This window comes from Pseudonocardia endophytica (assembly GCF_004339565.1).
Classification (GTDB): Bacteria; Actinomycetota; Actinomycetes; order Mycobacteriales; family Pseudonocardiaceae; genus Pseudonocardia; species Pseudonocardia endophytica.
Genome location: NZ_SMFZ01000001.1, coordinates 359988 through 374596, shown reverse-complemented (window position 1 = coordinate 374596; position 14609 = coordinate 359988). Strand labels below are relative to the sequence as shown.

The window sequence follows — 14609 nt, the reverse complement described above, 5'->3', positions numbered from 1 at the left end:
CTGGCCACACTGGACGCCACCGGACAGGACGACGTCGCACGCGTCCTGCACGCCAAGGTCACCGGCGCCCGGGTGCTCGACGAGCTCTGCGGCGACGACGTCGATCTCGTCCTGTTCTCCTCCACCGCGGGCATGTGGGGCAGCGGCGCGCACGCCGCCTACGTCGCCGGCAACGCCTACCTCGCCGCGCTCGCCGAGAACCGCCGCTCGCGCGGCCTGCCGGCCACGTCCGTGTCCTGGGGCATCTGGGCCGACGACCTGAAGCTCGGCCGCGTCGACCCGGAGGCGATCCGGGGCAGCGGCCTGGAGTTCATGGACCCGCAGCTGGCGCTCGCCGGCCTGAAGCGGGCACTGGACGACCGGGAGACCGTGATCGCGGTCGCCGACGTCGACTGGGCCACCTACCACCCGGTGTTCACCTCCGGGCGTCCCACCCCGCTCTACGACGAGGTGCCCGCCGTCCGGGCCCTCACCGCGGAGGCCGAGCGGACCGCCGGCACCGTCGCCGAGGGCGAGTTCGCCGCCGCGCTGCGCGAGCTGTCCGACGCCGACGCGCTGCGCACGATCCTGGACACCGTCCGCGCCGAGGCCGCGACCGTGCTCGGGCTGTCGTCGGCCGACGACCTCACCGACCAGCGGGCGTTCCGCGACGTCGGCTTCGACTCGCTGACCGCCGTCGCGCTCCGGAACCGGCTCGCGTCGGTCACCGGGCTGACGCTGCCGTCGACGATGGTGTTCGACCACCCGACGCCCGCCGCGCTCGCCGGGTTCGTGCACGGCGAGATGGCAGGCGCGCGCCCGGTCTCGGCGACGCCGGCCGCGACGAAGGCGGTCGAGGACGACCCGATCGTCGTCGTCGGCATGAGCTGTCGCTACCCGGGCGGGGTGCGCTCCGCCGACGACCTGTGGCGGGTCGCGCTGGACGAGGTCGACGCGATCTCCGGCTTCCCGGCCGACCGCGGCTGGGACGCGGACGCGCTGTACGACCCGGACCCGGACCGCTCCGGGCACACCTACTCCGTGCAGGGCGGCTTCCTGGACGCCGTCGCGGACTTCGACCCCGCGTTCTTCGGCATCGCCCCCCGCGAGGCACTGTCCATGGACCCGCAGCAGCGCCTGCTGCTGGAGACGACGTGGGAGGCGTTCGAGCACGCCGGCATCGACCCGGTCGGCGAGCGCGGCAGCCGCACCGGCACGTTCGTCGGTGCCAGCTACCAGGACTACGCGGCGAACGCCCCGGCCGCGGACGGCGCGGAGGGTCATCTGATCACCGGCTCGCTGCCGAGCGTGCTGTCCGGGCGGGTGTCCTACCTGTTCGGGTTCGAGGGCCCGGCCGTCACGCTGGACACGGCGTGCTCGTCGTCGCTGGTCGCGATGCACCTGGCCTGCGAGTCGCTGCGGGGCGGGGAGAGCGACCGCGCGATCGCCGCGGGGGTCAGCATCATGTCCACCCCGCAGGCGTTCGTCGGCTTCAGCCGCCAGCGCGCGCTGGCCGAGGACGGCCGCTGCAAGGCCTACGCCGACGGCGCCGACGGCATGACGCTCGCCGAGGGCGTCGGCGTCGTGCTGCTGGAGCGCCTGTCCGACGCGCGGGCGAACGGGCACGACGTGCTCGCCGTCGTCCGCGGGTCCGCCGTCAACTCCGACGGCGCGTCGAACGGCCTGACCGCGCCGAACGGCCCGTCGCAGCAGCGGGTGATCCGCGCCGCGCTGGCCGAGTCCGGCGTCGGCCCGAACGACGTCGACGTCCTGGAGGGCCACGGCACCGGCACCGCGCTCGGCGACCCGATCGAGGCCCAGGCGCTGTTCGCCACGTACGGCACCGAGCGTGACCCGGAGCGGCCGCTGCTGCTCGGCTCCGTGAAGTCCAACATCGGCCACACCCAGATGGCGTCCGGCGTCGCCAGCGTGATCAAGCTCGTGCGGGCGCTGCAGGACGGGGTCGTGCCCGCCTCGCTGCACATCGACGCGCCGTCCACGCACGTCGACTGGTCGGGCGGCACGATCGACCTGCTCACCGAGCGGACGCCGTGGCCGGAGACCGGTCGCCCGCGCCGCGCCGCCGTGTCGTCGTTCGGGATCAGCGGCACGAACGTGCACGCCGTGCTGGAGCAGGCGCCCACCGTCGAGGTCGTCGAGGATACCCCGGAGCCGGACGACGTGCTCGTGCCGGTGCTCGTGTCCGGACGCACCGAGGTCGCGTTGCGTGAGCAGGCGTCCCACCTGCTCGGGATGCTCGACGACCGGCCGGACACACACCCCGCCGACGTCGCGTTCTCGCTGGCCACGACGCGTGCCGCGCTCGAGCACCGCGGCGCCGTGCTGGCCGGCGACCGCGACGAGCTCGTCCGCGGCCTGACCGCGCTGCGCGACGGAGGCGCCGACCCGTCCGTCGTGCGCGGCACCACCGGCCGCGGGCGGACCGCGTTCCTGTTCACCGGCCAGGGCAGTCAGCGCGCCGGCATGGGCCGCGAGCTCTACGCCCGCCACCCGGTGTTCGCCGACGCGCTCGACGACGTGCTGGCCCGCGTCGAGGGCGAGCTCGGCAACGGCGTCGGACCCGTGCCGCTGCGCGTCGCGCTGTTCGCCGAGCCGGAGTCGGACGAGGCCGCGTTGCTGGACCGCACCGGCTACGCGCAGCCTGCGCTGTTCGCCGTCGAGGTCTCGCTGTTCCGCCTGCTGGAGTCGTGGGGCGTCGTGCCCGACGTGCTGGCCGGGCACTCGATCGGCGAGATCGCGGCCGCGCACGTCGCGGGCGTCCTGGACCTCGACGACGCGTGCACGCTCGTCGCGGCCAGGGCCCGGCTCATGCAGGCGCTGCCGTCCGGCGGCGCGATGCTCGCCGTCGAGGCGGCCGAGGACGAGATCACACCCCTGCTGTCCGACGACGTGTCGGTCGCCGCGGTCAACGGGCCGTCGTCGGTCGTCGTGTCCGGGTCGCAGCCCGCCGTCGAGGAGATCGAGGCGCGGTTCCGACAGGACGGGCGGCGCACGAACCGGCTGTCGGTGAGCCACGCGTTCCACTCGCCGCTGATGGAGCCGATGCTCGACGCGTTCGCCACGGTGGCGAACGGGCTCACCTACCGCGCGCCGTCGGTCCCGGTCGTGCCGACCGGCGGCACCGGGCCGATCAGCGACGCCGCGTACTGGGTGGAGCACGTCCGCGCCACCGTCCGGTTCGCCGACGGCGTCGAGCGCCTGGCCGGCGAGCACGGCGTCACCACGTTCCTGGAGATCGGCCCGGACGCCGTGCTGTCCGGCATGGCCCGGCAGACGCTCGCCGACGAGGCCACCGTGCTGCCCGCCTTGCGCGCCGACCGGCCGGAGGAGCGGACGCTGCTCGCCGCCGTCGTCGGAGCCCACGCGCACGGCACCGCCGTGGACCGCGCCGCGTTGCTGGCCGGGTCCGGTGGCCGCCGGATCGCGCTGCCCACCTACGCGTTCCAGCGCGAGCGGTTCTGGCCGGACACGACGGCCGCCGCTGCGCCGACGGGCACGGCCCCGACCGGCGCGGACGCCGAGTTCTGGGCCGCCGTTGAGCGCGACGACGTCGCGAGCCTCGACCTCGGCCTGGACGACGGAGTCGTCTCGGCGATGGTCCCGGCCCTGAGCGCGTGGCGGCACCGCCGCGGCGAGCAGGCCGAGCTGGACGCCTGGCGCTACCGCGTCACCTGGACGCCGCGCAGCGGCTCCGCGCCCGCCGACACGCTCGACGGCACGTGGCTCGTGCTCGTCCCGTCGCAGTGGCCGGACGACGCGACCGCCAGCTGGGCCGACGACGTCGAGGCCGCGCTGGACGCGGCGACCGTGCGGCTGGCCGTCGCCGGATCGGACCGGGCCGACCTGGCCCGGCGGATCACCGAGATCGACGACGGGATCGACGACGACCTCACCGGTGTCGTCTCGCTGCTGCCGCTCGCCGACGGCGACGCCGGCCACCCCGGCGTCCCCGCCGCGCTGACCCTGACCACGTCCGCCGTGCAGGCGCTCGGCGACGCCGGCATCGACGCCCCGCTGTGGAACCTGACCCGCGGCGCCGTCGCCATCGGGCGCTCCGAGCGGATCGCCGACCTGGACCAGGCCGCCGTCTGGGGCCTGATCCGCTCGGCCGTGCTGGAGCTGCCCAAGCGGATCGGCGGCTGCGTCGACCTGCCGGACACCCTCGACGCCCAGGCCGGGCGCCGGCTGCGCGCCGCGCTCGCCGGCTCCGACGGCGAGGACGGCGTGGCGGTCCGGGCCTCCGGCACGTTCCTGCGCCGTCTCGCCCACGCCCCGGCTCCCGCCGAGACCAGGGGCGCCGGGTTCGACGCGTCGTCGGGCACCGTGCTGATCACCGGTGGTACCGGCGGGATCGGCCGCCATCTCGCGCGCCGCCTGGCCGGCGACGGTGCCGCGCACCTGCTGCTCGCCGGGCGCCGCGGCCCGGACGCGCCCGGCGCCGACGAGCTGCGCGCCGAGCTCGAGGAGCTCGGCGCGCGGGTCACGATCGCCGCGTGCGACGTCGCCGACCGCGACGCGCTCGCCGCACTGCTCGACGACGTCCCCTCCGACACCCCGTTGCGCGCCGTGTTCCACACCGCCGGCGTGCTCGAGGACAGGGTGTTCGACCAGCTCACCCCGGAGAGCTACGGCAACGTGCTGCGCGCCAAGACGATCGCCGCGCACTACCTGCACGAGCTGACCCAGGACACCGATCTCGACGCGTTCGTGCTGTTCTCCTCGGTGGCCGGCGTCGTCGGCGCACCCGGGCAGGGCAACTACGCGGCCGCCAACGCCTACCTGGACGCCCTGGCCGAGGTCCGCCGCGACGGCGGCCGCCCGGCGCTGGCCGTGGCGTGGGGCCCGTGGGGCGGCTCCGGCATGGCGGCCGACGCGGCCGAGATCGCCGCCCGGGTGCGCCGCGGCGGCTACGAGCCGCTCACGCCGGAACCGGCCGTGCGGGCACTGCTGCGCGCCGTCGGGAACGGTGACACGACGCTGACCGTGGCCGACGTCGACTGGGAGCGGTTCCGGAACGGCTTCGCCGCGGCCCGCCCGATGCCGTTCGTCGGCGACCTGCCCGAGGTCGTCCGCGCCGCCGAGCGCGGGTCCGGCAGCACCGGCAGCACCGCGGACACCGGGCTGCGCCAGCAGCTCGCCGAGCTGTCCGCCGACGAGCGACCGGCCGCCGTCCGTGCCCTGGTGCGGACGCAGGTCGCGGCCGTGCTCGGGATCTCCGACCCGCGCACCGTGGAGGACGACCGCGCGTTCCGCGACCTCGGCTTCGACTCGCTGACCGTGCTGGAGCTGCGCAACGCGCTGAACGCCGCGACCGGGCTGTCGCTGCCCGCCACGCTCGTCTACGACCAGCCGACGCCGCGCGAGATGGGCGACCACCTGCTGGCCGAGCTGCTCGGCACGCTGCCGGACACCGGATCCGCGACGGTTGCACGGACGGCCGTGGTCGACGACCCGATCGCCGTCGTCGGCATGGCCTGCCGGCTCCCCGGCGGCGTCCGCACACCCGAGGACCTGTGGCGGCTCGTCGAGTCCGGCGGCGACGGCATCGTGCCGTTCCCGGACGACCGCGGCTGGGACCTCACGGCACTCGGCGCCGGTGCGTCCGCGACGCTGGAGGGCGGCTTCCTGGACGGCGTCGCCGACTTCGACGCCCGCTTCTTCGGCATCTCCCCGCGCGAGGCGCTCGCGATGGACCCGCAGCAGCGGCTGCTGCTGGAGACCACGTGGGAGGCGCTCGAGCGGGCCGGCATCGACCCGTCCGGGCTGCGCGGCTCGACCACCGGCGTGTTCGTCGGCACGAACGGCCAGGACTACGCGACCCTGTTGCGCCGCAGCACCGACGACGTGTCCGGCTACGCGGCCACCGGCAACTCGGCCAGCGTGATGTCCGGGCGGCTCGCCTACACGCTCGGCCTCGAGGGGCCTGCCGTCACCGTCGACACGGCGTGCTCGTCGTCGCTGGTGGCGCTGCACTGGGCGCGACGCGCGCTGGCGGTGGGGGAGAGCGACCTCGTCGTCGCGGGCGGAGTCTCGGTGATGTCCGGGCCGGACTCGTTCGTCGAGTTCTCCACCCAGGGCGGTCTCGCCCCGGACGGGCGCTGCAAGCCGTTCTCCGACGACGCGGACGGCACGGCGTGGTCCGAGGGCGTCGGCATGCTCGTGCTGGAGCGGCTCTCCGACGCCGTCGCGAACGGCCACCGCGTGCACGGCATCGTCGGGGGCACGGCCGTCAACTCCGACGGCGCGTCCAACGGGCTGACCGCACCGAACGGCCCGTCGCAGCAGCGGGTGATCCGGCAGGCGCTCGCCGACGCGGGCCTGACGACGTCCGACGTGGACGCCGTCGAGGCCCACGGCACCGGCACGACGCTCGGCGACCCGATCGAGGCGCACGCGCTGCTGGCCACGTACGGCCGCGACCGGGATCCCGAGCGGCCGCTGATGGTCGGCACGGTCAAGTCCAACATCGGCCACACGCAGGCCGCCGCCGGTGTCGCCGGGGTGATCAAGATGCTGATGGCGATGCGGCACGAGGTGCTGCCGCGCACGCTGCACGTCGGCACGCCGTCGTCGCACGTGGACTGGAGCGACGGCACGATCGCGCTGCTCGACGACGCGCGCCCGTGGCCGCAGAACGGTCACCCGCGCCGGGCCGGTGTGTCCGCGTTCGGTGTCAGCGGCACGAACGCGCACGTGATCGTGGAGCAGCCGCCCGCCGTCGAGGACGTTCCGGCGGCCGAGCCGTCCGGCGAGGTGCCGTGGCTCGTCTCGGCCCGCTCCGCAGGCGCGCTGCAGCAGCAGGTCGACGGGCTGCTCGCCGGTACCGAGGGGCTCGACGCGCGCGAGGTCGCGACGACGCTGGCCACCGGCCGGAGCCCGTTCGCCCAGCGCGCCGTGCTGCTCGCCGGTCCGGACGGCGTGCGGGAGGCCGCCCGCGGTGTCGCGCCGCGCACGTCGCGGCGCACCGCGTTCCTGTTCTCCGGCCAGGGCGCCCAGCGCGTCGCGATGGGCCGGGAGCTCGCCGAGCGGCACCCGGCCTACGCCGAGGCGCTGGACGCCGTGCTGGCCCGGTTCGACACCGTGCTGGACGCGCCGCTGCGCGACGTGCTGTGGGGCGACGACGCGGAGCTGCTCGACCGGACCGCGTACACCCAGCCCGCGCTGTTCGCGGTCGAGGTGGCGCTGTTCCGGCTGCTCGAGACGTGGGGCATGACCCCGGACCTGGTGGCGGGGCACTCGATCGGCGAGATCGCCGCCGCGCACGTGGCCGGCGTGCTGTCGCTGCCCGACGCGTGCGCGCTCGTCGCGGCCCGGGGGCGCCTGATGCAGGCGCTGCCGACCGGCGGGGCGATGGTCGCCGTCGAGGCGACCGAGGACGAGGTGACACCGCTGCTGTCCGACGACGTGTCGGTCGCCGCCGTCAACGGTCCGCGGTCGGTCGTCGTGTCCGGCGCCGCGGAGGCGGTCGCCGCGGTCGAGGCCCGGTTCGCCGACCGTCGGAGCCGCAGGCTCTCCGTCTCCCACGCGTTCCACTCGCCGCTGATGGACCCGATGCTCGACGGGTTCCGGGCCGTCGTCGCGACGCTGGAACTCGCCGAGCCGCGCATCCCGCTGGTCTCCACGCTCACCGGCGCACTCGCGTCCACCGAGCTGACCGACCCCGACTACTGGGTGCGCCACGTCCGCGGGACCGTCCGGTTCGCCGACGGCGTCCGCGCGCTGCACGAGGACGGCGCGACCGCGTTCGTCGAGATCGGGCCGGACGCGGCGCTCACCGCACCCGCGCTGCAGACGCTCGACACCCTGTCCGACGGCTCCGACGACGTCGCGCCGGTCGTCGTCGCGCTGCAGCGCCGGGACCGGTCCGAGGCCGCCACGCTGGCCGAGGGCCTCGCCACGCTGCACGTGCGCGGCGCCGGCCCGGACCGGGTCGCCTGGGCGGCGACCGGCGGCGGACGCCGCGTCGAGCTGCCGACCTACCCGTTCGAGCACGAGCGCTACTGGCCCACGCTCGCCACGCCCACGGGCGGGACGGACACGGGACCGGCGTCGTGGCGCTACCACGAGACCTGGACGCCACTGGCCACGCCGTCCACACCGGACGCCGCTCCGGAGGGGCGCACGCTGGTGCTCGTCCCGGCAGCGCACGAGGGTGCGGACTGGGTGGACGCCGTCGTCGCCGCGCTGGACGCGGACACCGTGACCGTCGACGACGACCTGGCGGTCCTCGCCGGGATCGGCTCGGCCGACGAGACCGGCGTGGCGAGCCGCATCGTCTCGTTGCTGGCCGCGGGAACCGGCGCCCTGCCGTCCGCGGTCGCCCGCCCGGGCCCGCTGCTCGACGCGCTGGCCGAGCAGGGGATCGACGCGCCGCTGTGGTGCGTCACCCGCGGCGCCGTCGCGGCGGACGGCACCGTCCCGGTGCCGGGGCAGGCTGCCCTCTGGGGCCTGGCCCGCGTCGCCGCGACGGAGCACCCGGACCGGTTCGCCGGCACCGTGGACCTGCCGGCTGCCGGATCTGCCGCCGGCGATCCGGCCGCGGGTGATTCTGCCGCCGACGGCGCCGCCGGGGCCAACGGCCTGCCCGGCACCGACGCCACGGCGTCCGGCGTCAAGGCAGGCGCCGACGGCGCAGCGACCACCGATCGAGCCGCCGCCGCGGCGCTCGCCGCCGTGCTGGCAGGAGCCGGTCGCGAGACGGAGCTCGCCGTCCGGGGCGACGCGGCGTACGCCCGTCGGCTGGTCCGCTCCGAGACCGGCGAGACCGGCGAGACCGGGGGCTCCGGCAGCTGGCGTCCGCACGGCACCGTGCTCGTCGTCGGCGGGACCGGTGACCTGGGCCGTCGCGCCGCGACGTGGCTCGCCCGCGAGGGAGCCGAGCACGTCGTGCTGACCGACCCGCCGACCGGCGCGGGCGACCGGGACGCCGTGACGTCCGAACTGGACGGCCTCGGCGCCACGGTCACGATCTCCGACGACGACCCGGCCGCCCTCGTGAGCTCCGCGACGGCCGTCGTCTACGCGGGCGGTGCGCTCGACGAGGAGACTGCCGATCTCGCGACGGTGCTCGCCCCGCTGGACGCACTGGCCGCCGCCGTGGACGGCTGCGAGCTGGACGTGTTCGTCCTGTTCGGTTCGATGACCACCACGTGGGGCTCGCAGGGCAGGCCGGTCGAGGCGGCCGCTGGCGCCTACCTCGACGCCGTCGCCCGGCGCTGCCGCGACCGCGGCGTCCCGGCGCTGGCCGTGGCGTGGGGCGCGTGGGCGGAGGCGACCGACCGCTCGACCGCCACGCACCTGCGCAACAGCGGCCTGCCGGCGCTCGACACGGACGCCGCGATGACGGCGCTCGCCGGTGCCGTCGCCGACGGAGCCGTCGCCGAGACCGTCGCCGACGTGCGGTGGGAGACGTTCGCGACGCTGCACCCGTCGTCGCTGTTCGACGCGCTGCCCGACGCCCGCGCCGCGACGGCCGCCGCCGAGCGGGACGCCGTCCGGGAGCCTGCCGACAGCGGGTACGCGCAGTGGCTCGCCGAGCAGCCGGACGCCGAGCGGGAGCCGATCCTGCTCGCGCTCGTCACGGAGAAGGCGGCGGCCGTGCTCGGCCTGCCCTCCGACGAGCCGCTGGAGCGCGACCTGCCGTTCCGCGACCTCGGCTTCGACTCGCTCACGGCCGTCGACCTGCGCAACCAGCTCACCGCCGCGACCGGTGTGACGCTGTCCGCGACGCTCGTGTTCGACCACCCGAACCCGGCCGCGCTCGCCGCGCACCTGCTCGACCAGCTGATCGGCGGTGACAGGGGAGCCGGGGCGACCACCGCTCCGGTGGCGGCTCGCGCGGACACCGGCGACGACCCCGTCGTGATCGTCGGGATGGCCTGCCGCTACCCGGGTGGCGTCGCGTCGCCGGAGGACCTGTGGCAGCTGATGGCCGACGGTGTCGACGCCGTCGGCGCGTTCCCGGACGACCGCGGCTGGGACCTCGACACGCTCGCCGCCGACGGCCCCGGCCGCAGCGCCACCGGCCAGGGCGGCTTCCTCTACGACGCCCCGGACTTCGACCCCGCACCGTTCGGCGTCTCGCCCCGCGAGGCGCTGGTGATGGACCCGCAGCAGCGGATCCTGCTCGAGACCACGTGGGAGGCGTTGGAGCGCACCGGGATCGACCCGACCACGCTGCGCGGCAGCGCCGAGTACGGCGTGTTCGTCGGCGGCGGGTCCGGTGACTACCGGCCGCCGGCCGAGGCCGGGCAGTGGTCCACCGCCCAGGCCGCGAGCCTGCTGTCGGGTCGTGTCGCGTACACGTTCGGCGTCCAGGGCCCGACCGTCTCGGTGGACACGGCGTGCTCGTCGTCGCTGGTCGCGCTGCACCTGGCGGCGCAGTCGCTGCGGTCGGGGGAGTGCTCGATCGCCGTGGCGGGCGGTGTGACCGTGATGGCCACCCCGACCGGGTTCGTCGAGTTCACCGCGCAGGGCGCGCTGTCCCCGGACGGGCGCTGTCGCGCATTCTCCGACGACGCGAACGGCACCGGCTGGTCCGAGGGCGTCGGCGTGCTCGTCGTCGAACGGCTCTCCGCCGCGCGCCGCCGCGGCCACCGCGTGCTCGCCACGCTGCGCGGCTCGGCGATCAACTCCGACGGCGCCTCCAACGGCCTGACCGCGCCGAACGGCCCGTCGCAGGAACGCGTCATCCGGCAGGCGCTGGCCAACGCGCGCCTGGAGCCGTCCGAGGTGGACGCCGTCGAGGCCCACGGCACCGGCACGACGCTCGGCGACCCGATCGAGGCGCAGGCCGTGCTCGCCACCTACGGGCAGGACCGTGAGCGGCCGGTGCTGCTCGGCTCGCTGAAGTCGAACACCGGTCACACGCAGGCCGCGTCCGGCGTCGGCGGCGTGATCAAGATGGTGCTGGCCATGCAGCACGGCGTGCTGCCGCGCTCGCTGTACGCGGAGAACCCGTCGTCGCACGTGGACTGGACGGCGGGCAGCGCGGCGCTGCTCACCGTGCCCACCGACTGGCCGGAGACCGGGCGCCCGCGCCGCGCCGCCGTCTCCTCGTTCGGTGCGAGCGGCACGAACGCGCACGCCGTGCTGGAGCAGGCGCCCGCCGGTACCGACGAGCCGGGGGCACCCGACGAGGGTGCCGCCCCGGTCCTGCTGTCCGCCCGCTCCGCCGACGCCCTGCGCGAGCAGGCGCAGCGGCTGCTCGACCACCTCGACCGGCACCCGGACGAGCACCCGGCCGACCTGGCCCGCGCGCTCGCCACCACCCGTGCGACGTTCGAGCACCGGGCCGCCGTGACCGCCACCGGTCGCGACGACCTCGTCGGCGGCCTGACCGCGATCGCCCACGGCGACACCGCCGCCCACGTCGCGACGCACCGCCTGGAGAGGTCCGGCCGCAGCGCCGTCCTGTTCTCCGGGCAGGGCGCCCAGCGGGCCGGGATGGGCCGCGATCTGCACGAGCGCCACCCGGTGTTCGCCGAGGCGTTCGACGCCGTGCTCGCCGCCCTCGACGTCCCGGACCTCCGGGAGATCATCTGGGAGGGCGACCACCGGCTCGACGAGACCGGGTGGACCCAGCCGGCGCTGTTCGCCGTCGAGGTCGCGCTGTACCGGCTCGTCGAGAGTTGGGGTGTGCGGCCGGACGTCGTCGGCGGCCACTCGATCGGCGAGATCGCGGCCGCGCACGTGGCCGGCGTGCTGTCCCTGCACGACGCGTCCCGGCTGGTCTCGGCCAGGGCGTCGCTGATGCAGGCACTCCCCGCCGGTGGCGCGATGATGGCCGTGGAGGCGACCGAGGACGAGGTCACGCCGTTGCTGACCGGCGGGGTGTCGGTTGCCGCGGTGAACGGGCCGTCGTCGGTCGTGGTGTCCGGGGCCGAGGATGCCGTCGCGGGGATCGAGTCGGAGTTCCGGTCCCGGGAGCGGCGGACCTCGCGGCTGTCGGTGAGCCACGCGTTCCACTCGCCGCTGATGGACCCGATGCTCGACGAGTTCCGCGCCGTCGCCGCGACGCTGGAGTACCACCCGCCGCGGATCCCGGTCGTGTCCAACCTGACCGGCGAGATCGCCGCCGACGACGAGCTGTGCGACCCCGAGTACTGGGTCCGCCACGTCCGCGGCGCCGTCCGGTTCGCCGACGGCGTGCGGGCGCTGGCCGGGCGCGGGGTCACCGTCGCCGTCGAGCTCGGGCCGGACGCCGTCCTGTCCGGGCTGGTGCCGCAGAGCGCCGCGGACATGGCCGCGGTCCCGGTACTGCGCCGTGACCGCGAGGAGCACGCGACGCTGGTCGGCGCGCTGGCCCGGCTGCACGTGCTCGGTGCCGGCCCGCGGTGGGACCGGTACTTCCGGGCGGCGCCCGCACGGCGTGTCGACCTCCCGACGTACCCGTTCCAGCACGGCCGGTTCTGGCCGGACGCGGTGCCCGGTCAGGCGCCCACCGCCGACCGTGTGGGATCCGATGTGGACGCCGCGTTCTGGGACGCCGTCGCGCAGGAGGACTTCTCCACGTTGGAGTCCCAGCTCGACGTCGGCGGCGACGCCTTGTCCGAGGTGCTGCCCGCGCTGATGGACTGGCGCGACCGCCGGGCAGGCGAGTCGCAGATGGCGGGCTGGCGGCACCGGATCGCCTGGAAGCGACTGAGCGGGTCCACCCGCCCGGCGCCCGAGGCGGACTGGCTGGCCGTCGTCCCGGACGGCGCGGGCGGCGACCCGTGGGTGACCGCGGCGCTCGACGGGCTCGGCGCCACGGTCGTCGAGGTCGGAGCGCCGGACCGCGAGGAGCTGGCCCGGACGCTGGCCGCACACGCCGACGTCGACGGCGTGGTCTCGCTGCTCGCCCTGCGCGACAACACAAGTGACGACAGCGCGACCGACGGCAGCGCCACCGACGACAGTGCCACCGGCGGCGACGTGCCGGACGGCGTCGGGCTCACCACCGTGCTGCTGCAGGCACTCGGCGACGCCGGCGTCGACGCCCCCCTGTGGTGCGTCACCCGCAGCGCCGTCTCCACCTCAGGCACCGACCACCCGCAGCGGCCGCGGCAGGCGGCAATCTGGGGGCTCGGCCGGGTCGCGGCGCTGGAGTACCCGCAGCGCTGGGGCGGCCTGGTCGACCTGCCGGAGGAGCCCGACCCGCGCGCCGCGACCGGCCTCGCCGCCGTGCTCGCCGGTCTCGACGGGGAGGACCAGGTCGCCGTCCGCGGCGCCACGCTGTTCGGGCGCAGGCTGGTGCCCGCCCCGGCCCGCGGCACGCCCGAGACGTGGCGCCCGACCGGCACCGTGCTGGTCACCGGCGGCACCGGCGCGCTGGGTGCCCACGTCGCCCGCCGGCTGGCCACGGACGGCGCGCAGCACCTCGTGCTCGTCGGGCGCCGCGGCGAGGACGCGCCCGGCGCACCCGAGCTGCGCGAGGAACTGGAGAAGCTCGGCGCCGGCGTCACCGTCGCCGCGTGCGACGCCGCCGACCGAGCGCAGCTCTCCGCCGTGCTGGACGCGATCCCGGACGACCGGCCGCTGACCGGCGTCGTGCACGCCGCCGGCGTCCTGGACGACGGGATCCTGGAGCGGCTCACCCCGGAACGCTTCCGGGACGTGTTCCACGCCAAGGTGACCACCGCGCTGCTGCTCGACGAGCTCGCGTCCGATGTGGACCTGGACGCGTTCGTGCTGTTCTCGTCCGCGGCCTCCGCGGTCGGGAACCCTGGCCAGGCGAACTACGCGGCGGCCAACGCCGTGCTGGACGCGCTGGCCGAGCAGCGCAGGGCCCGCGGCGCGGCGGCGACGTCGATCGCCTGGGGCGCATGGGGCGGCGGCGGCATGGCCGGGGACGGCGGCGCCGCCGACGAGGCCGCCCGCCGTGCCGGGATCGCGCTGATGGACCCGGCGCTCGCTGTCGAGACGCTGATGCGGCTCGTGCGGGAGTCCGCGCCGACGGCCGTCGTCGCCGAGGTGGCACTGGAGCGCTTCGCCGAGGCGTTCGGCGGTGCCCGGCCCAGCGCGCTGCTGCGCGAGTTCCCCGGCTACGACGAGCTGGTCGCGGCCCGGTCGGCGCCCGCGGCCTCCGACGACGGGATGGCCGAGCGGCTCGCCGCGATGCCGGCCGGCCGGCGGCTGGACACGGTCACCGAGCTGGTGCGCACACGCGCCGCGCAGGTGCTCGGCTACCCGGACACCGACGACGTCGGCGCCGAACGGTCGTTCCGCGACCTCGGCATCGACTCGCTCGGCGCGGTCGAGCTGCGCAACCAGCTCGGCGCCGCGACCGGACTCGGCCTGCCCGCGACGCTCGTGTTCGACCACCCGACCCCGGCGGCCGTCGCGCGGTTCGTCGTCGACCAGATCGTCGGCGACGAACCGGACGACGGGGGAGACCCGCGGGAGGCCGAGATCCGGGCGGTACTGGCCTCGGTCCCGCTGGACCGGCTGCGCGAGATCGGCGTGCTGGAGCCGCTGCTGCAGCTCGCCGGGCACGGCGGGGACGCCGGCGACTCCGGCGATGACTCCGGCGGCGACGCCGGCCGTGCCGTTGACGACCTGTCCGTGGACGACCTGGTCCGCGCCGCCCTCGACGGCGACGACGACCGGGAGCGCGAGTGATGGAGAAG

Annotated in this window: 1 protein-coding gene (only partly in view); it reads left to right on the top strand. The window is 76.2% G+C overall.

Going from position 1 to position 14609, the window contains the following annotated elements; all coding sequences use genetic code 11:
- A protein-coding gene (locus tag EV378_RS01385) for a type I polyketide synthase (protein WP_132420945.1) crosses the window boundary here: on the top strand, nt 1-14601 show its 3' portion. The gene continues 13821 nt to the left of window position 1, outside the view; the window shows 14601 of its 28422 coding nt (coding positions 13822-28422); the start codon falls outside the window, past its left edge; it ends in the stop codon at nt 14599-14601.
- Nucleotides 14602-14609: the final 8 nt, after the last annotated feature.